This window comes from Pedobacter sp. SL55 (assembly GCF_026625705.1).
In the GTDB taxonomy this organism is placed as follows: domain Bacteria; phylum Bacteroidota; class Bacteroidia; order Sphingobacteriales; family Sphingobacteriaceae; genus Pedobacter.
Genome location: NZ_CP113059.1, coordinates 3,587,827 through 3,607,394, shown reverse-complemented (window position 1 = coordinate 3,607,394; position 19,568 = coordinate 3,587,827). Strand labels below are relative to the sequence as shown.

The following is a 19,568-nucleotide window of genomic DNA, read 5'->3' as shown; positions in this document are numbered from 1 at the left end:
TATGGATATGGTTTTTCAACTGGCACCAAACTTAGCAACCAATACGGTTTTTATTGTAGATGAAGCTTCGATGATTGCCGACGAATGGAATACGCAAAGTGGTTCTTCTTTTTTGGCAGATTTACTAGAATTTGTATTTCAGCCGGCACCAGATGGAGCACCTAAAAATTGTTACTTGCTTTTTGTTGGCGATACAGCTCAGCTTCCGCCAGTTGGTAGTGTAGATAGTCCGGCCTTAAATCCAGCATATCTAAACAGTAATTTTCATTTAGATGTAACCTGTATAGAACTTACAGAGGTGGTTAGGCAAGAGAAAAAATCAGGCATTTTAGCGAATGCTACTATGTTGCGAGATTTGGTAAATAGCTATGATGAAGAGCCCCAATTTCCTAAATTTATTACCAAGGGTTTTAAAGATATCTTTAGAATGACAGGTATAAAGTTTGTAGAAGGTTTGGAGTATGCTTACAGTAAGTATGGTTTAGAAAACTGTTTGGTGGTGTGTAGGTCTAATAAATCTGCCAATATTTACAATAACCAAATTAGAGCTAGACTATTGTATAGAGATGAAGAATTAAGTGGTGGAGATTATATTATGGTAGTACGCAACAACTATTTTTGGTTGCCAGATGATAATGAAACTGCATTTATTGCCAATGGCGATATGGCCAAAATCATTAGGGTTAGGAGAGAAGAAGAACGTTACGGCTTTAGATTTGCCGAGGTTCAGTTAGAGTTGGTAGATTTTCCTGATGTGGGTGCCATTACCTGTAAAGTTTTGTTAGATACCCTGCAAATAGAAAGCCCAAATTTACCCTACGAAGCGAGTAAGAAGCTATACGAAAGCTTGTTGTTAGATTACGAGCACATTGCAAACAGAAAAGAACGCTTATTGGCTATAAAGCAAGACCCTTATTACAACGCCTTGCAAATTAAATTTGCTTATGCAGTTACTTGCCATAAAGCACAAGGTGGCCAATGGGATGCTGTTTTTGTAGACCAAGGTTTTTTAACTGAAGATATGATTGATTTGGATTTTATGCGCTGGCTATATACTGCCGTAACGAGGGCTAAAAAAGAGCTTTTTTTGGTGAATTTTGGGAAAGACTTATTTGCCGAAAAGATAGAAGAGGAGTATTAGGCGCTAGCGGGAAGTTTAATGGTAAACGTAGTTCCTTCGTTTTCTTTACTGTTCACAAACAGTTCTCCTTTGTGTTGTTCTATAATTTTGTGAGATATATGAAGTCCTAAGCCTAAAGAGTTCTCGCCTTGCAGGCCTTTTCTGCCCGCTTTAGAAAACTGATCAAAAACGTAAGGCTGCAACTCTGCCGGAATACCAATTCCAAAATCTATCACATTGATTTCTATAGTATCTTTAGCAATTCCTACCTCAATATTTATAGGTTTATCTGGGTTAGAAAATTTAAGCGCATTGCTAATCAAATTATCAATTACACGTTCTAATTTTGAGGCATTTGCCGATAAGCTTAAATCATTTTCTCGTTGAATAAATTCAATTTTTCTAGTGGTATTGCTCGTCCAACGATCGATAATTTTGTTGAGATAAGGTTCTAGAAGTATATTTTCTTTCGAAATATCCGCCTTTTCTGTTTTTACTACCTCAATTAAATCGTTAATGATATTTTTAGCTTGCAGTGCCGAACTAGAAATCATATTAATTTCGGTGTTTTGGCTATCTTCTAGCAATAAAAACTGACTTAGCGCATCAATATTGTTTAGTGGTGCTCTTAAATCATGTGCTACAAAAGATAGAATTTCACTTTTTTGGTTATTAAGTATTAAAATTTTCTTATTCTTTTCTTCTAAATCTTTAATCTGTATAAAATGACTTGATTTGTAATAGTAACTATATCTAGAAAAACTAAGTAATATGATGCCTAGAATGATACCCGCAATAAAATTAACAAACTTTTCTTGTATGGGTATTTGCGAAATAAAAGTGGCCATGAAATAAACTGCAACAATATAAATCACAATAAATTTCATGTATTTAAATTCTATGGTAAAAAACAAACTGGCAACAATAATGCCCACCAAAAACATAAACAGCGTATTCTTAGTGTTGTATAAAGAAATAATGTAACTAATATTGAATGCCATAGTTAGCATATACGTTACAAAAACAAAGGCAATTATTTTTTTCTTTCTAAGAGATAGGTTTTTCTTTATCGCATAATTACTAATTGCCAAGAACATTATCGAACCAATAATTTGAAGCCAATTGTTGAGTGAAAGTTGGTCTGCGCCTTTAATGAGTGATACTTCTACTGGAAAAAGTATTCGAAGCAACCTAACAATACAACTTATTACGAGAAGAAAATAGCTGACAATTTTTATCGACCGTAAGTTTAAATTGCTCGAGTGTTCTTCAAATTCGTGAAGAAATTTTGAGGGGGTTTGATAGGTTAGAAAATGTAGCAATTTAGGTGTATGTACACAAAAATAGCAAAAGCTTTAGTCTATTTTAACAAAATCATCAATTTTAACGTAAAAACAACAGGTTTTTAGTAGTTTTTTATTAGATATCAAACCGTGCACGTAAACTTTCGCTGTTAGCTCTGCTAGAGTTTACTTTAGATCCATTGCTCATTACAAAAATGAGTGCTCCATTAAAGCCCCTTCTAATTTCAGTAATATGATTGGTATTGATGATATCGCTACGGTGTATGCGCAAAAAATCTTCAGGAAGCTTTTCTTCTAAATTCGAAAGCGTGTAGTCTGTTAAGTGCTTTTTACCATCGGCGGTATGTAAAAATACATATTTGTCTTCTGCTTGTGCATGAATGATATCTTCCAGTTTAATTAGTAAAATTCTATCTCCAAGCTTTACTGTAAGTGTTTTTAAACTAGTTTTTCCTTTGATTTTGCTAAGTAAATCATCAATGGCAATTGCTGGTTTAGCTAAATTAGTTTGTTTCAGTTTGGTTATGGTTTTTCCTAATCTTTCTAGTTCTATCGGTTTCAGCAAATAATCTATAGAGCCTTCTTCAAAAGCCTTGATGGCATATTGGTCGTAAGCGGTGGTAAACACTACTTTCGGCACGTTTTTATTAAGCTTAGCTAACATTTCAAAGCCGTTTAGTAATGGCATTTCAATATCCAAAAATACCAAATCTGGTTCATGCCTATCAATAAGTTCAAGGCCATGTTGGCCATTTTCGGCTTCTGCTACTATATCCACTTCTGGGTAGTTAGCCAAAAGCCTCTTTAATCTTTGTCTTGCCAGTTGTTCGTCTTCAATAATAATAGTTTTCCAGGTCATAAAGTTAAAGGAATAGTTATTTTAATGTGCTTCTCAGGTTGGTTAATCATCTCTATTTCGTGCTTTTCGGGGTACAACAATTTCAACTTATCGAAAGTGCTCTGCAGGCCATATCCGGCAATTAACTCTTCGGGGAATGGAATGCCATTATCGGCAACCCAAACTGTAATTTCATTGTGGGTTTTATAGATTTTTACGGCTAATATTCCATTTTCGTAAGTATTTTTTAATCCGTGTTTTAGGGCATTTTCAACTAAAGGCTGTAACAAAAAACGAGGAAATTGGACATTTCCCAAGTTTTCGTCAATCTGTAGGTTAAAATGAATGCGGTCTCCGAAACGCACTTTTTCAATAGCCAAATAAGTATTTAAAATTTCAATTTCTTCTTGTAGTGAGCAAAAGTTTTCATGTTGCGAATTGATACTATAACGGAAAAGCTTTGAAAGCTTGATGGTCATGTCTTCGGCCTTATCTGGATCTTCGTGTATAAGGCTAGTAATGGCGTTTAGGGCGTTGTATAAAAAGTGAGGGTTGATTTTTGATTGCAGCGCTTGCAGTTCAGCCTGTGTTTTCAGTTGATTGAGCCGAATTAGGTCGGCTTCTTTAGCTTTTAGTACATTTTCTGCATTGCGTTTCTGCAAATGATACAGCAGCATTATGGTGCCCACAATAAGCACAATCACCGAAATTGAACGATAGTCTTGTGCGTGGTTAAAGGGTTGGTAGCTAACATCGTAAAAAAATGAGATAATCAAATAGCAAATTTCTATGCCAATAATCATTCCGAGGATATTACAAACATAGTAAAGCAGTATAAACTGCCAAAAGTGGCGAGTAAATTTGCCGCTGTATCTTTGTAAAAGCGAAAAAGTGTTTGATATACCGAGGCTAATGAATACGCTGAATAGAATGTTAAAAAAAGTCTGTCGTGCCGATATACCTTTACTGTTTAGGCCAGCAATCAAAAGACTTATACTTATTCCCACTAAAATTCCAATACCAATGTATTTGATATTATGTTTAACAATTCGGTGTTGTATAATTTTCTTTAAGGTAAGTGCCATTTCAATGCAAGTAAAAATACAATATCAAAACAATAACTGCTAGTAGGTTTGTTGTAAAGATGTGAATTGGAATTACGTTTTTCTTCAATTAACAGACGAAAGGCATCATCCAAGAATTTAACTGTAGTTTTAAAGCGACGAGCGGCGTGGGATTTACAGGTAATTTAGCGTAACAATGAAAAAACAGCCCAAGTATTATTTGCCTTTGGAACAAAATGCCATTAAAGTACCCCGCTTTGAAGAAAGTGCAGGTTTTTATACCACCAAAGAACGAAGCAAAACTATGGCTAAAATTAAAGGTAGCAATAGCAAACCCGAGATATTGCTTCGTAAAGCGCTGTGGAAAGAGAACATCAGATTTAGAATTCATCATAAACGTTTGCCTGGCAGACCAGATTTAGTGATAGCAAAATATCGTTTAGTAATTTTTGTGGATGGCGATTTTTGGCATGGCTACGAGTGGAAAAAGCGTAAGCCAAAAACTAATCAAGCTTTTTGGATACCCAAAATAGAGCGAAACATGCAGCGTGACCAATTTGTAAATCATAGCCTACAAGCCATGGGTTATGTGGTTATGCGTTTTTGGGAGCACGAAGTGAAGAAAAGTCTTGTATCTTGTGTAAACCAGATTAAGCTGTACATTGAAACAGCAAAGCAGGGAAGAATACCGGAGAGATATTATTGATAGTGATCAGGGGATAGTGGTCAGGTATCAGTTAGGGGAATAACCAATTATCAATACCCAATCATCAAATAATAAAAATCAATCTTCAAAAATCTGCGGTTTAAATCTGCGATATCTGCGGGGTAAATAAATAATCAATATCCAAGCACCAATAACCAATAACCAATCATCAATAGGGATTAGTGGTCAGGTGCCAGTTAAGGGAATAACCAATTATCAATTAATAAAAATCAATCTTCAAAAATCTGCGTTTTAAATCCGCGATATCTGCGGGGTAAATAAATAATCAATATCCAAGCACCAATAACCAATAACCAATCATCAATAGGGATTAGTGGTCAGGTGCCAGTTAAGGGAATAACCAATTATCAATTAATAAAAATCAATCTTCAAAAATCTGCGTTTTAAATCTGCGATATCTGCGGGGGGAAATAAATAATCAATATCCAAGCACCAATAACCAAAGCAATCAATAACTTGCATCTACGCTTCAATCCTTCAGTTAACCAATTAACCGATTTCAACAATTAACCACTAATCTAACAATCCAACAATATTTTATACCTTTGTAAAAGTATGCTTTCTAAAAAGACCAAATACGCCATTAAAGCGCTAGTTGCGCTGGGTAAAAACCTAGATATGCCACCTATGCAAATTTCAAAAATTGCAGAGGAAGAGCGTATTCCGAAAAAATTTTTAGAGCAAATTCTTTTAGATCTAAGAAATGCCGGGTTTCTTTACAGTAAAAAAGGTGCAGGAGGCGGCTACAGCCTTAACAAAAAGCCAGAAGATATTTACCTAGTACAAATTTTACGGTTAACGGATGGTCCAGTGGCTATGCTTCCGTGTGCTAGTTTAAACTTTTACCACAAGTGTGATGAATGTAAAGATGAGGTAACCTGCGGTATAAGAAGTGCATTTATTGATGTGCGTGATGCCACCCTTAAAATTTTGGGAGAAACCAGCATTGCCGATGTGATTGCTAGGGAAGATAACCTGAAAATCGAAATTTAAATCCATTCTAAACGATTAGTTTCTGCTGGTTGTCGTTTGCTCTTTTTCAGTAAGTTAGTTGAGTTTAAGGTTTGTTAATCTTTAGTGGTTAGGCTTTGTTATGTCTGTTTTATTTCACTTTTTTTAAAATTAATTACTACTATTCCTATATACTTTATATATTTGGCAGATGAAATCGATAATTATTTATTTTCTGATGCCACAATCAACCATGAACCACTGTTGTAAAACAAGGTAGAAGAAGTACATATATCATTTTTTAAAAGAAATTGAATAAGAATGCTTCTCCAACAAGAGAGGCATTTTTTGAATAAAAGCACAACAAACAACCAATGCAAAGTTTTAGAACAGAACTTGAAAACCCAATTGTAGAGCAAGATATCATCGACTTAGAGCGTAAGATAAAGGCTTTTCGTGATGGCACCATACACGAAGAAAAATTTAGAAGCCTGCGTTTAGCTCGTGGCGTTTACGGGCAGCGCCAACCTGGCGTGCAAATGGTACGCATTAAGTTACCTTTTGGTAAAGTAACTTTTAAGCAATTGTTACGCATTGCCGATGTGGCAGATGAATACGGCAGTGGGAATCTGCACTTAACTACTCGGCAAGATATCCAAATCCACTATGTGAGTTTAGATAGAACGCCGCAACTTTGGGCCGAGTTAGAAAGAGACGACATTACTTTGCGTGAGGCTTGCGGTAATACGGTGCGTAACGTAACTGCTTCGCCAAATTCGGGGATAGATCCAAACGAACCATTTGACGTTTCTCCTTACGCACAGGCGGTTTTTGCTTATTTTCTGCGTAATCCAATCTGTCAGGAAATGGGAAGAAAAATCAAAATTTCTTTCTCATCGAGTGATAAAGATACAGCCTACAGTTATATTCATGATTTGGGTTTTATCCCTAAAATTAATGAAAAAGGAGAGCGTGGATTTAAAGTAATGTTTGCAGGCGGATTGGGTGCACAACCTTTTTTAGCCAATGCGGTTCAAGAATTTTTACCAGAAGATCAACTCATTCCTTTTACAGAAGCCGTCTTAAGGGTTTTTGATAGATATGGCGAACGTAACAATAGAAACAAAGCTAGGCTAAAGTACTTGGTGCAAAAACTGGGCTTAGAAGAGGTGTTACGTTTGGTACAGGAAGAACGTACTGCAATTAAAGTGAAAACTTTTAAAATCGATTTAAATACAGTTCCTCAGCCAGAACCGCAACCCATAAAAGAATATCCAGCGATTGAGATTGCGAATGAAACGCATTATCAGCATTGGTTAGCCACTAATGTTGTAGCACAAAAACAAGAAGGTTTTTTTGGCATTTACGTAAAAGTGACCGTTGGCGATATCAAAACTGATTTAGCTAGAGCGTTTGTGGAGGCGGTTAGACCTTACATTGCTGATGAAATTAGAATTACACAGAACCAAGGTTTGTTGTTGAAATTCGTTAGAAAAGAAGCACTTCCATCACTGTATGTAGCTTTAAACAAGTTGGGTTTTACGGCTTTGGGCTTCGATAGTTTGGCAGATATTACCACTTGCCCAGGTACAGATACTTGTAATTTGGGTATTTCTAACAGCATGACTTTAGCCGAAGTTTTGGAAGATGTAGTTTATCATGATTTTCCGGAATTTATCTACGAGAAAAACCTAAATATCAAAATTAGCGGCTGTATGAACTCTTGCGGTCAGCATGGTTTGGCCGAAATTGGTTTTCACGGAAGTTCGGTAAAAGCTGATGGAAAAGTAGTACCAGCTGTACAAGTAATGTTGGGTGGCGGAACGGTAGGTAACGGAGAAGGTAGGGTGGCAGAACGTGTAATTAAAGTGCCTTCAAAACGTGCTACAGGTGTTTTACATTATTTGCTAAACGATTTCAAAGAAAATAATCTAGCGAAAGAAACTTTCCATCAATATTACGATAGAAAAGGCAAAGATCACTTCTATCAATTATTAAAACCATTAGCCGATTTAACCAATTTAAAAGCCGAAGAATTTGTTGACTGGGGACACGAAGAAACTTTCGTAACCGCTATTGGTGTGGGAGAATGTGCTGGTGTTGTAATTGATTTGGTAGCTACCCTGTTGTTAGAATCTGATGAGAAATTTGCTTGGGCGACGGCATCCTTGAATAACGGAGCTTATGCAGATGCCATCTACCATACTTACGCATCGATGGTAAATGCAGCGAAATCTCTTTTATTAGACAAAGGTGTAAACGCAAGTACACAAGCTGGCGTAATTAAAGAGTTTGATAATCACTATGTGGCAACTGGAGAATTTAATTTAAACCAAAGCTTCGCCGATTTAGTATTGCAGATTAATAAAAACGAACCATCGGCAGAGTTTGCAAAAGCTTATTACGCAGAGGCTGAGGGATTTTTAAATAGCATTAAAGCAAAGCGAACTGTATTAGCGAACTAGTAATGAATAAATGATAAAATGAGTAGATGAGTAAATAGTTCTGAGCACCGAGATTTAATCATTTAGTCATTCAATCATTCAAAATTGTAAAAACATGAACAAACATATAGAACCCAAAATAACTTTATTAGGCGCTGGCCCTGGCGATCCTGAGTTATTAACCTTAAAAGGGGTAAAAGCTTTACAAACTGCCGATGTGGTATTGTATGATGCTTTAACCAACGAAGCTTTGCTTGACCACGCACCTGCACAAGCCATCAAAGTTTATGTAGGTAAACGTTCGGGAGAACATTCACATTCGCAAGATGCCATTAACCAATTGATGATTGATTACGCATTAAACTACGGTCACGTGGTAAGGTTAAAAGGTGGCGATCCCTTTGTGTTTGGTCGCGGCTATGAAGAATTATATTGCGCCGCTTCCTACAATGTTCCGGTAGCAGTTATTCCAGGTATTTCTAGTTCTATAGGCGTGCCAGGCTTACAGCAAATTCCGGTAACGCACCGTGGCTTAAGCGAAAGTTTTTGGGTAATTACTGGTACCACCACCAACGGCGAAATTTCTGAAGATATCTACCAAGCCGCAAATTCTAAGGCTACTGTAGTAATTTTAATGGGACTAAAGCAGCTTTCTAAAATTGTAGAAGTGTTTAAAACTGCTGGAAAACAACAATTGCCGGCAGCGGTAGTACAAAATGGATCTACAGCAACCGAAAAATTAGTAATTTCAACCGTGGAAAATATTGTATCGAAAGTTGAAGAAGAGCAAATTAAAGCTCCGGCCTTATTGATTTTTGGAGAAGTGGTGTCTTTGCATCCATCATTTAAAAATGTAATTGCACAGTATGCAGCCATCGCCTAATTCAAATACAGTAGCAGTTTCGCCAAAAGCTAATAAGAGCGTTGAGAGCGTTGAAAGCGTTGGCGGTAACCAGCTTTTTCCAGCTTTTATTAAGTTGAATGAACTGCGTACCCTGTTAATTGGTGCAGGCGAGGTTGGTTTGGAGAAGTTGAATGCAATCGTTAAAAATAGCACCGCGGCACAAGTTACTGTGGTTGCGAAAGAAGTAGATGCTGCTGTTAGTGATATTGCAGCATCAAATGCAAACGTAACTATTAAGCAAAAGGCTTTTTCTTTGGATGATTTAGAAAATGTGGATATTATTTTTGCGGCAACTAACGATAATGATTTCAACACAGAATTAAGAACATTGGCTCATCAAAGAGGTTTGCTCATTAATGTTGCCGATAAGCCAGAACTCTGCGATTTTTACTTAGGTTCAATTGTTCAAAAAGGTGATTTAAAGATTGCGATTTCTACCAATGGCAAATCGCCAACTATGGCAAAGCGGTTAAAAGAAATTCTAGACCAAGCTATTCCGCAAGAAATAGATCATTCTATTGGCCAGTTAAACCAAATTAGGAATAATCTCAATGGCAATATCAAACATAAAGTAAAAGTATTGAATGGTATTACAGCAACTTTTCTTGAAAAAGAGAATAAGGTTAATACCAAGAAAATTGTAATTTGGGTGCTCTCGGTATTGGCTACGATGGTGGTGGGCCATATCTTTCTGTCGTTTATTCCATTTGCCCAACTGGGCGATGTTGCAGTAGGTTTGGCCAACGAAGTAGATAGCACTATTCTTTATTTCATTTTAGGCGGGCTTTTGGCACAGTTAGTTGATGGCGCTTTGGGAATGGCTTACGGTGTAAGTGCCACTACCTTCTTGTTGTCTTTCGGTGTTAGCCCAGCTGCGGCAAGCGCTAGTGTGCATGCTTCAGAGATTTTTACCAGTGGTGTTTCTGGCCTAATGCACTTGCGTTTTGGTAATGTCCGTACCAAGCTTTTTAAAAAATTGTTACTTCCTGGCATTATTGGGGCAATTGCAGGTGCTTACATTTTGTCGTCCTTAGAAAACTACGGACATATTATTAAACCTGTAGTTTCAGCATACACCTTGTTTTTAGGTGTAAAGATTTTATTGAAGGCGCTTTCAAAACCTAAAAAAACAAAACCTTTAAAAAGAATTGGTCCATTAGCATTTATTGGTGCCTTTTTAGATTCTATAGGCGGTGGTGGTTGGGGGCCAATTGTAACTTCAACTTTAATTGCAAGAGGCGGAAATCCACGTTATACCATTGGTTCGGTAAACCTAACTGAGTTTTTTGTAACCTTGTCTAGCTCATTAACTTTTATCATGATGATAGGCTTAACGCACTGGCAAATTATTTTAGGTTTAATTTTGGGTGGATGTATTGCGGCGCCATTTGGAGCATTATTAACTAAAAGGCTAAATGCTAAAACCATAATGATTATGGTGGGAATTATTGTAATTATTGTGAGTTTAAGAACTATTTACATTTTATTAAGTAAATCATGGTTGCAACTATAAAACAAGAGTTAGATGGGTTAGATGTGGTTGCAAAGCTTAAATATCTAGCCGAAAAACATGAGGGTAAAATTGTTTTTTCTACCAGTTTTGGGTGGGAAGATCAAGTAGTAACGCATCTGATATTTTCTAACAACATTCCAATTAAGGTTTTTACTTTAGAGACGGGAAGATTGTTTCCAGAGACCTATTATGTTTGGAATAGAACTTTAGAGATTTACCAGCAGCCTATTCACGCTTACTTTCCGCAGAGCGATTTGTTGCAAAATATGGTTGATGTGAAAGGTCCAAGTAGTTTTTATGAAAGTGTTGAGAATAGAAAAGAGTGTTGCTACATTAGAAAAATTGAGCCTTTAAAAAGAGCTTTGGCAGGTAACGAAATCTGGATTACAGGCATTAGAGCAGATCAGAGTGCCAACAGAGAGGGGATGGAAGATGTAGAGTGGGATGAAGGAAATGGGCTATTTAAGTTCCACCCAATTTTTGATTGGACTTTAGCTGATGTAAAACAATACGTGAAAGACAACAATATTGTGTACAACACCTTGCATGATAAAGGTTTCCCGAGCATTGGCTGTGCACCTTGCACCAGAGCAGTTGCCCAAGACGAAGATTTTAGGGCTGGCCGTTGGTGGTGGGAAGATCAAAGCAAGAAGGAGTGTGGGTTGCATACGTAGAGACGCAAAATATTGCGTCTGTACATTTGGCAGAATATTGCATTTGTAGGCGTAGCAAAATTTTGAATATGTAGGTAGAGACGCAAAATGTTGCGTCTGTATATGTGTCAAAATATTGCATTTGTAGGCGTATTGAAATTTTAAATATGTAGGTAGAGACGCAAAATGTTGCGTCTGTACATTTCGCAAAATATTGCGCCTGTAAGGCATATAATGAAATAGTAGTGATAGGCGGCAATTGATGAAGCTTTGAGGTAAGTTTCCTTTTGTAGAGCCTGTTCCTATTTGGCGGAAGGTTAGGGGAAGGATTTCCGTTGTTAAATAAACCCGATTGGCAGCGATAGGCTTTGAAGCTGAAAGCGAAAAGGCTAAAGCAGAAAGCGGGGCTGATGAAATCGAAGAGCAATAAACCTTGCTTTTCAAATTTTAAAAAAAGACACAACCAAAAAATGAGTAAATATAATTTTGATTATTTAGATGAGCTTGAAGCCGAGGCAATCCACATTTTAAGGGAAGTGGCGGGGCAGTTCGAAAAACCTGCTTTGCTGTTTTCTGGTGGAAAAGATTCGATTACTTTAGTTCGTTTGGCAGAGAAGGCGTTTAGACCAGGGAAATTCCCATTTCCATTGGTGCATATTGATACCGGCCATAATTTTGAAGAAACAATAGACTACCGCGACAGAATGGTGGCTCGTTTGGGCGAACGTTTAATTGTGGGCTCGGTACAACAATCTATTGACGAAGGTAAAGTGGTAGAGCAAAAAGGCAAAAATGCCAGTAGAAACGCTTTGCAAACGGTTACTTTGCTAGAAACCATTGAGAAACATCAGTTTGATGCTTGTATTGGCGGCGCCCGTAGAGATGAAGAAAAAGCCCGTGCCAAAGAACGTATTTTTTCGGTAAGAGATGAGTTTGGCCAGTGGGACCCTAAACGCCAACGGCCAGAGTTGTGGAACATTTACAACGGTAAAATACACAAGGGTGAGAATGTGCGTGTGTTCCCAATTAGCAACTGGACCGAGCTAGATGTTTGGAACTACATTCGCAGGGAAGGTATTGAGTTGCCAAGCATTTATTTTGCTCACAATCGTGATGTAATTACCCGTAATGGGCAGCTAATGGCAGCCTCGCCTTATGTAAATATGGATGAAGAAGATGTGGTAGAACGCAAAAAAGTGCGTTTCCGTACCGTGGGAGATATTTCTTGTACGGCAGCTATAGAATCAGACGCTTTTTTGATTGATGATATCATTTCGGAAATCAGTCAGTCGAAAATATCGGAACGTGGCGCCCGTATGGACGATAAGGTTTCTGAAGCCGCAATGGAAGACAGGAAAAAGGGAGGATATTTTTAATCAGATTTGAGTATTGAGATGTGAGATTTGAGAACCTCGCATCTGTCTAATATCTCATATCTAACATCTCATATCTAAAAGAAAATGAACATACTTAAATTTTTTACGGCAGGCAGTGTAGATGATGGCAAAAGCACATTGATTGGCCGTTTATTATACGATACAGATTCTATTTTGGCAGATCAGCTGGAAGCAATACAGAATGCAAATAGAAAAAACGACGATGGAACGGTAGATTTGGCCATTTTAACAGATGGTTTAAGAGCCGAACGTGAGCAGGGCATTACCATTGATGTAGCCTATAAATATTTCCAAACGGACAAGCGAAAATTCATTATTGCCGATACGCCTGGACATATCCAATACACTAGAAACATGGTTACAGGTGCTTCTACGGCAAATCTGGCCATTATTTTAGTAGATGCTAGAAACGGCGTGGTAGAGCAAACCATTCGCCATTCTTATTTGGTTTCTCTGTTGGGAATTAAACACGTGGTGGTGGCCGTAAACAAAATGGATATGGTAGATTATAGCGAAACGGTGTTTGATGCCATTACCCAAAAATATAAAACTCTCGCGGAGGAATTGAAGCTGCAAGATGTAACCTACATTCCGGTAAGTGCTTTGAAAGGCGATAACATTGTGCACCAGTCTGAACGAATGAGTTGGTACCATGGCGAGAGCTTGCTGCATTTCTTGGAGCAGGTAGACACCGATGTACAAACGCAATCTGACAAAGCCAGAATGCCTGTGCAATGGGTTATTAGGCCACAAACTGATGAACTGCACGATTACAGAGGTTACGCTGGTAGGATAGTAAGCGGCACTTTTAAAGTGAACGATAAAATTACGGTGTTGCCATCGGGTGCTAGTTCTACCATCAGTAAAATAGAGTTTTTTGATAAGGAACTGGGGGAAGCTTCTTCTGGACAATCTGTAACTATACATTTAGCTACCGATGTAGATATTAGCCGTGGCGATACCATTGTAAACTCATCGGCTTTGCCGCAAGAAAGCAAATTGGTAGAGGCAGATTTATGTTGGATGGATAGCAAAGCTTTGGATACTTCGATTACTTATTTATTGCAGCACAACAGTAAGGTAACTAAATGCAAAATTGCAGAAGTAGTTTACAAAGTAGATATCAACACTTTAGAAAAACATTCGGCAGAAGAATTTAAACTGAACGACATTGGTAGGGTAGTGCTTAAAACTGCAGATCATTTGCCGTTCGATTTTTATGACGATAGCAAAGCCAATGGCTCGGCAATATTAATTGATAGCAGAACAAATTTAACGGTTGGTGCTACTATGTTTAGGGCTTTGGCCGATTAATTTTTTGATACTAAATAGTAGGTGGAAATAAGGTTGTTAGTTTATACTGGCAACCTTTTTTAATTTGTTGCTTACTTCAATTAGGTATTAAGCAGCGAAGCATAATTTCAACTCATAGGCAGATAATTTATTTCAAGATATGCTATATAAATTGGACGATAAATAACAGAATTACATGAAGTTAATTTTAACTTTTAAATAACATTTTGTTTAATGGTGTGTTTTATTTTAGTATTGTAAAAACAATTTTAATAAATAGATGTTTTACGCATATACTTCATTAAAAACTTACTAAGATGGGCGAAAAATTTCTTTTACACGAGGTTGCTAACGATCATAATAGTTCAAACGAAACGTCTAAAAATTATGCTACAGATATAGCGCAGCGCTATGTTAACGAGCGTAAAGAAAAAGCTGAAAAGCAAAAGCAGGATGAAAAAAATGGAATTTCCAAAGTAAAGCTTTCTGAGCAGAAGTGGGACGAAATGAAAAGTTACAGGTACGCTATCTTTTAATTTTGGTAAATAGCAAAGGTAAAGGTGTTTAAGTAAATCAAAACACCTTTTTTTGTCTATTTTTTTGGCGCACTTCTTAAAGGCTCGTAATTTAGATTTGGAGAAAGCCAATACAGCAAAATCATTCTCGAATAACGGTAATTAAATGGCGCAAATATTAATGTGGTAAAAAATAACACCGCAATAAAATACCAAAGATTATCGTACTCTAACGTTAAGCCAAAAATATAAGCAGCTACGCCGGCAGTAACCATTTCGGCAACGTTCATCGCGTAGCTCACAAACATGGCTACATAAAAATAGCCTGGCTCACGTTCAAACTTCAATCCACAATGTGGACAAAATTCGTTCATTTTCTGCATTTTTAAACTATAGGTATTGCCTATAAAAGCATTTCCTACTCTACATCTAGGGCATTTAGCATTAGAAAAGCCTTTCCATTGCGATACGTAGTATTGTGTTTCTTTATTTGGTTCCATTTGCTGTGGTTATATATTGTTTTCTAAACTTATCGGGCGTAGTTCCCTCGTATTTTTTAAAGAATTTAACAAAGTAAGATTGGTCGTCGAAATTGAGTTGGTCAGCAATTTCTACCACCCTTAAATCGAGATTGATTAATAAACGTTTGGCTTCAAGTATAACCCGATCTCTAATTAACTTGCCTGCTGAAACTCCCAAAAAATCATTACAAAGGGCGTTTAAGTGATTTGGCGTAATGTATAGCAGGGCTGCATATTGTTTGGGCAGCCTTAGGTTGGTATAGTTTTGCTCAACCAATTGTTGGAAATTTCGTAAAATGGTGTGGTTGTACGGGTTGTTGTCTTGCTTGCTAGATGAGTTAGAAGTTCTTGCAACTTCTATCAGTAAACGTAATAATTGCACCCTAACCAAATCGTCATTTATAGGTTTATCGGTGTTTCCCTCGTTTAAAATTTCCTCAAAAATAGAAATTAGCTTATCGCTTGTATCATGGTTTAAAACTAAAACCTGTTCTTCTGGCTTACCACTAAAAAAATTAAATTTGTCTAAATAATCTTGTTTTAATAAAAGCGAACTAAAGTAGGCAGCAGAAAAATTAATCAAATAGCCGTCTGGCTCACTTTCGAAATCCCAACTGTGTACTTGGCCAGGTACCATAAAGTAGATAAGGTTGGGTTTTACATCAAATGTTCTAAAATCTATTTGTTGTTTGCCAGTGCCTTTGGTAAAAAATACAAGGTGGTAAAAACTATGACGATGCGCACTATGTAGATGCTGGTGTTGTTTTGCGTAGTAGCCAAATCTGCTTACCAAAATCCCATCGTTTTTGTACGCTGAAAAGTTTTGAATATCATAAACAGGTATGCGATTTCTCATCTATTCTTACGCTTGCGCTATACTATTGCTTTCAAATAAATAGCTGCATCTAAAAACAACTAATTTTTGTCTAACATTTTCTGTCACAAATTTATCAAATATATTAAGATTTTTGATGGTGTTTTATGATTTTAAAATGGTATTATTTACTTATAAAACCGGTTTATTTTGTGATTTTAATCACTTTTTTATGGTTTTATATACTTTTTTAGATCAGTTGTTAGAATAGATAATTCTTAAAAGTGCTAAGGTTTTTTTAAAAAAATAGAGATATAATTTGAATTATCAAAAACTGCCGTATATTTGTCCTCGAGAGCGTTAATTTAGATGATGGGGGTAGGACTTCGGTTCTATCTCCATTTCTTTTTTCAGGACAAATCTAACCATCAATAAAGCCCATTAATTAGTTAAGCTATATTTTTTTGAAAAATAGTTAGGGATGAAAATTCTTACTATCAGGTAAAGGGTTTGAGGCGCTCATTTCCAATGCTGTAACTAAAAATCAATACAATTTACCTGTTTTTATTACTTGGCTATAGGCAACGAGAAGCTAAAACAATTGCCTTCTCCCAACTCACTTTCTACCCAAATTTTACCTTGCTGAGCTTCAATAAAATCTTTGGATATACTTAAACTCAAGCCAGAACCAGATTTATGCTGCCCATCAGTAGGGACTTGGAAATAACGTTTAAATAAGTCGTTCTTATATTGTTCGGCTATGCCTTTACCATAATCTTTTACCTTAAAAGTAATCCATTGCTCATTCAGTATCACACCAATATCTATCTTAGAGTGAGCGCCGCTATACCTAATGGCATTGTTTAAAAAGTTGATCAATACCCATGCTGTTTTCTCTTGATCTGCCCATAACATTGGTAACTGCTGTGGTACGTCTATATTAAATGTAATCTCTTTTTGTTGGGCTTGTAGTTTTACTGCATTTAATGCATAGTCTAAAATCTCCAAAGCATCGCTCTGTATCACATTCAGCTTAATGATATGTGCCAGTTGCGCACTGTTCCTAGTTGCTAAAAAGAGCTCTAGGGGGTTAAAAAGTTGTAACACGGCTTCTTTTTCGCCAGGCTCAGTAATATTCTGCTTTTCTTTCTCTAGCAGTTCTTTAAATGCAATTATCGATTTGTTTTGTTGCAGGCTATCACGATCTATTAACAGCCGCATCTCTTTGGCATACTGTAACGAGTGGTTGTTGTCTTTTAGAATAAGGGCAAGTACTCTCAGAAATACGGTTAATTTGGTGCAGAGAAATAGCGCCAAAAGAGTTTAAGCTGATGATGAGGTAAGTGCTTTTTGCTAACGCCATCTTAATAATTGCTTAACATTAAGATGGTTATTTTTACAGCGTGATCTACCTATTTCATAAAACAAAAGATTTTAAGTTAAATAGTTTTTGTTGTGTGTTGGTTTTCTTTTTATTACTTTTATAAAGTGTTTTGTCTTGAAAAGAAAGTAAACGTAACAATTAAACATCAATTGCAATCAATAGTTTTAAAGCTATGACCCTTTTCGGACTTTAAAGCATTGAACAAATCAAAGGTTTTCGAGAAGGAAATGAACTTGCTTTTCGATGCATTTACTCACATTTTAGCCCAAATGTTTATGCTTTCGCTTTTAGTTTTTTAAAAGAAAAACAGCAAAGCGAAGAAATTGTGCAAGAAACATTTCTTGCCTTGTGGGAAAACCGTCAAAAATTTGATGAAAATAGAGCTTTAGAGCCTTACTTGTTTACCATTGCAAAGCGTTTAGTGCTCGATCAACTAAGGAAAGTAGTAAGTGCTAGTGCGATGAGAGCTAAATTGTTAGCCATGGTTAACGAGCAGCACAACGAAACAGAAGAACAAGTAATTTTTTCGGATATGCTTGTTTTTGCCGAAAAGGCAATTAACGAATTGCCAAAGCAACAGCAAACGGTTTTTAGACTGAGTAGAGTGGAAGGGCTTAGTTACGAAGAAATTGCAGAGCAACTTAGTTTGTCTAAAAATACAGTAAAGAACCATCTCATGGTAGCTGTTAAAAAGCTAAAAACACATTTCGATAATCAAGAAATGCTTTACTTATTCTGTATAATAAGTTTTTTTGTTAAAATTAATTAACTGTTTATTAGTGTTTTAATAATTTTTAGTCGGATATTTTTTATCAGACTAGTCTTATTTGCCCATATAAACGTATTCCTTACATAGCACCGTAATTTGCGAGGCTAAAAGCCAAATCAAACTTGAAAAATAACAGACTGCAATTTCTTTTAAAATTGTTGGTTGATAACGAAATTAATAAGCAAGAACTCGAAGAACTGGCTGAATTACTTTCGGAAACTAATGATGAACAGGCAATTGATACCCAATTTAAGAACACTTGGAACAATGTTGACGCCCCAACCGAAATGGATAGTGGGGTGTACCAGCAAATTATTGCGCATCCTCGTTTTTCTTCAGCCAATGATACAACTAAATCCATTTCAGTTAAGCAAAACCGTTTAAAAGCGTGGTATTATTATGCTGCTGCTGTTTTGTTAATTTGTTGCGGCATAGGACTAAGTATATACCTAGCTAAATTTAATAATGGGAGTGTTAAAGACGTTTCTGTTCATAACTATGCCCAGAAATCGGTAAAAACAAGCGTAAACCAAACGCATGTTACTTTAAAACTTTCTAATGGGAAAGAACTCATTTTAGATGAGGCAAAATTCGGCAAAATTGTTACCGAAGATCAAGTATCTATCATTAAAAATAAAGACGGACAACTGGTTTATGACCTAAGTAAGGTTGTAGATAATGGCGAATTAGCCTACAATACCATAACCACACCTGTGGGAAGTAATTATCAAGTAGTACTATCAGACGGTACTAAAGTTTGGCTAAATGCAAAATCATCATTAAAATTTCCTGCGGTATTTAAAGGTACCGAAAGAAAAGTAGAGCTATCTGGAGAAGCCTATTTTGAAGTAGCACATAACAAAAAACAACCCTTCGTATTAAGTGCAAAACAAATGACTGTACAAGCTACTAGGTACACATTTTAACGTATCGGCTTATGAAGATGACCAAGCTGTAGAGGCAAGCTTATTAGAAGGTGCAATTAAAGCCAGTTACCAAAATTCATCGCTATTGCTTAAACCTGGACAACAAGCTTCACTTGCCAACAAAGCGGCGGTATTAACTCAACGAAACTTCGATGCTGATGAAGTAATGGATTGGAAAAATGGGTATTTCATCTTCAGAAATGAACCTATTGATGAGATCATGAAGAAAATTAGCAGATGGTATCATATAGATGTGACCTACCAAGGGCAGGTAACTAAAGAGGCATTTGGTGGGAAATATGTAAAAACCAGTTCGCTTGCAGAGTTGCTGAGCAGCTTAGAGTTAACTGGAACTGTGAAATTTAAGATAGAAGGAAGGAGGGTAACTGTAATGCAGTAATATTTCTATCTATAACGGTTGCAAAAAATCA

At 36.6% G+C, this 19,568-nt stretch carries 20 protein-coding genes; 13 read left to right on the top strand and 7 right to left on the bottom strand.

Annotated elements, in window-relative coordinates; translation table 11 throughout:
• Position 1: 1 nt before the first annotated feature.
• Positions 2-1,141 carry an ATP-dependent helicase gene (locus tag OVA16_RS16100; RefSeq protein ID WP_324288429.1) on the top strand — a complete coding sequence of 380 codons (1,140 nt, stop codon included), beginning with the start codon at positions 2-4 and terminating at the stop codon, positions 1,139-1,141.
• Here OVA16_RS16100 and OVA16_RS16095 read toward each other — a convergent pair.
• From OVA16_RS16095 to OVA16_RS16085, 3 genes are all read right to left on the bottom strand, one after another.
• Entirely contained in the window at positions 1,138-2,121 is a 984-nt protein-coding gene (locus tag OVA16_RS16095) for a sensor histidine kinase (RefSeq protein WP_267761490.1), read from the bottom strand. The genes OVA16_RS16100 and OVA16_RS16095 overlap by 4 nt on opposite strands.
• Positions 2,122-2,539: 418 nt before the next feature.
• Positions 2,540-3,283, bottom strand: a complete 744-nt coding sequence (locus OVA16_RS16090; RefSeq protein WP_267761488.1) for a LytR/AlgR family response regulator transcription factor — start codon at positions 3,281-3,283, stop codon at positions 2,540-2,542.
• On the bottom strand, positions 3,280-4,347 hold the full coding sequence (locus tag OVA16_RS16085; protein ID WP_267761486.1) for a sensor histidine kinase: 1,068 nt from the start codon (positions 4,345-4,347) through the stop codon (positions 3,280-3,282). The genes OVA16_RS16090 and OVA16_RS16085 overlap by 4 nt, the downstream gene beginning before the upstream one ends.
• Before the next feature lie 175 nt (positions 4,348-4,522).
• Between OVA16_RS16085 and OVA16_RS16080 the strand changes: the two genes are divergently transcribed.
• The 9 genes from OVA16_RS16080 to OVA16_RS16040 all read left to right on the top strand — a co-directional run bounded on the left by OVA16_RS16080 (position 4,523) and on the right by OVA16_RS16040 (position 14,744).
• Positions 4,523-5,032, top strand: a complete 510-nt coding sequence (locus OVA16_RS16080; protein ID WP_267761484.1) for a very short patch repair endonuclease — start codon at positions 4,523-4,525, stop codon at positions 5,030-5,032.
• A 576-nt stretch (positions 5,033-5,608) separates the two neighbouring features.
• On the top strand, positions 5,609-6,046 hold the full coding sequence (locus tag OVA16_RS16075; RefSeq protein WP_097130728.1) for an RrF2 family transcriptional regulator: 438 nt from the start codon (positions 5,609-5,611) through the stop codon (positions 6,044-6,046).
• A 332-nt stretch (positions 6,047-6,378) separates the two neighbouring features.
• Positions 6,379-8,469, top strand: a complete 2,091-nt coding sequence (locus tag OVA16_RS16070) for a HEPN domain-containing protein (RefSeq protein ID WP_267761478.1) — start codon at positions 6,379-6,381, stop codon at positions 8,467-8,469.
• A gap of 94 nt (positions 8,470-8,563) precedes the next feature.
• Positions 8,564-9,331: a uroporphyrinogen-III C-methyltransferase gene (gene cobA / locus OVA16_RS16065; RefSeq protein ID WP_267761476.1), complete on the top strand. Its 768-nt coding sequence runs from the start codon at positions 8,564-8,566 to the stop codon at positions 9,329-9,331.
• The gene (locus OVA16_RS16060) at positions 9,315-10,865 is read left to right on the top strand and encodes a TSUP family transporter (protein WP_267761474.1); all 1,551 of its coding nucleotides are present in this window, start codon (positions 9,315-9,317) and stop codon (positions 10,863-10,865) included. Before cobA ends, OVA16_RS16060 begins: the two co-directional genes overlap by 17 nt.
• Positions 10,850-11,539 (top strand): phosphoadenylyl-sulfate reductase, encoded by a 690-nt coding sequence (locus OVA16_RS16055; RefSeq protein ID WP_267761472.1) that lies wholly within the window; start codon positions 10,850-10,852, stop codon positions 11,537-11,539. Before OVA16_RS16060 ends, OVA16_RS16055 begins: the two co-directional genes overlap by 16 nt.
• A 449-nt stretch (positions 11,540-11,988) precedes the next feature.
• Positions 11,989-12,894 carry a sulfate adenylyltransferase subunit CysD gene (gene cysD, locus OVA16_RS16050; RefSeq protein WP_420712326.1) on the top strand — a complete coding sequence of 302 codons (906 nt, stop codon included), beginning with the start codon at positions 11,989-11,991 and terminating at the stop codon, positions 12,892-12,894.
• An 84-nt stretch (positions 12,895-12,978) separates the two neighbouring features.
• Complete coding sequence (locus OVA16_RS16045; RefSeq protein ID WP_267761465.1) at positions 12,979-14,229, top strand: sulfate adenylyltransferase subunit 1; 1,251 nt, start codon at positions 12,979-12,981, stop codon at positions 14,227-14,229.
• Positions 14,230-14,525: 296 nt separating this feature from the next.
• Positions 14,526-14,744, top strand: coding sequence for a hypothetical protein (locus OVA16_RS16040; RefSeq protein ID WP_267761462.1), 219 nt, complete (start codon positions 14,526-14,528; stop codon positions 14,742-14,744).
• A gap of 56 nt (positions 14,745-14,800) precedes the next feature.
• Here the strand turns inward: OVA16_RS16040 and OVA16_RS16035 are convergent, their stop codons facing one another.
• From OVA16_RS16035 to OVA16_RS16020, 4 genes are all read right to left on the bottom strand, one after another.
• Positions 14,801-15,223, bottom strand: a complete 423-nt coding sequence (locus OVA16_RS16035) for a DUF983 domain-containing protein (protein ID WP_267761460.1) — start codon at positions 15,221-15,223, stop codon at positions 14,801-14,803.
• The gene (locus OVA16_RS16030) at positions 15,210-16,100 is read right to left on the bottom strand and encodes an AraC family transcriptional regulator (protein ID WP_267761458.1); all 891 of its coding nucleotides are present in this window, start codon (positions 16,098-16,100) and stop codon (positions 15,210-15,212) included. The genes OVA16_RS16035 and OVA16_RS16030 overlap by 14 nt, the downstream gene beginning before the upstream one ends.
• Positions 16,101-16,625: 525 nt before the next feature.
• Complete coding sequence (locus tag OVA16_RS16025; RefSeq protein WP_267761455.1) at positions 16,626-17,279, bottom strand: sensor histidine kinase; 654 nt, start codon at positions 17,277-17,279, stop codon at positions 16,626-16,628.
• Entirely contained in the window at positions 17,257-17,421 is a 165-nt protein-coding gene (locus OVA16_RS16020; protein WP_267761452.1) for a hypothetical protein, read from the bottom strand. The genes OVA16_RS16025 and OVA16_RS16020 overlap by 23 nt, the downstream gene beginning before the upstream one ends.
• A 217-nt stretch (positions 17,422-17,638) precedes the next feature.
• Here OVA16_RS16020 and OVA16_RS16015 point away from each other — a divergent pair, with 217 nt between their 5' ends.
• From OVA16_RS16015 to OVA16_RS16005, 3 genes are all read left to right on the top strand, one after another.
• On the top strand, positions 17,639-18,211 hold the full coding sequence (locus OVA16_RS16015; RefSeq protein ID WP_324288613.1) for an RNA polymerase sigma-70 factor: 573 nt from the start codon (positions 17,639-17,641) through the stop codon (positions 18,209-18,211).
• A 122-nt stretch (positions 18,212-18,333) separates the two neighbouring features.
• Positions 18,334-19,137, top strand: coding sequence for a FecR family protein (locus OVA16_RS16010; RefSeq protein WP_267761450.1), 804 nt, complete (start codon positions 18,334-18,336; stop codon positions 19,135-19,137).
• 85 nt (positions 19,138-19,222) lie between these two features.
• Entirely contained in the window at positions 19,223-19,537 is a 315-nt protein-coding gene (locus tag OVA16_RS16005) for a FecR domain-containing protein (RefSeq protein WP_267761448.1), read from the top strand.
• Positions 19,538-19,568: the final 31 nt, after the last annotated feature.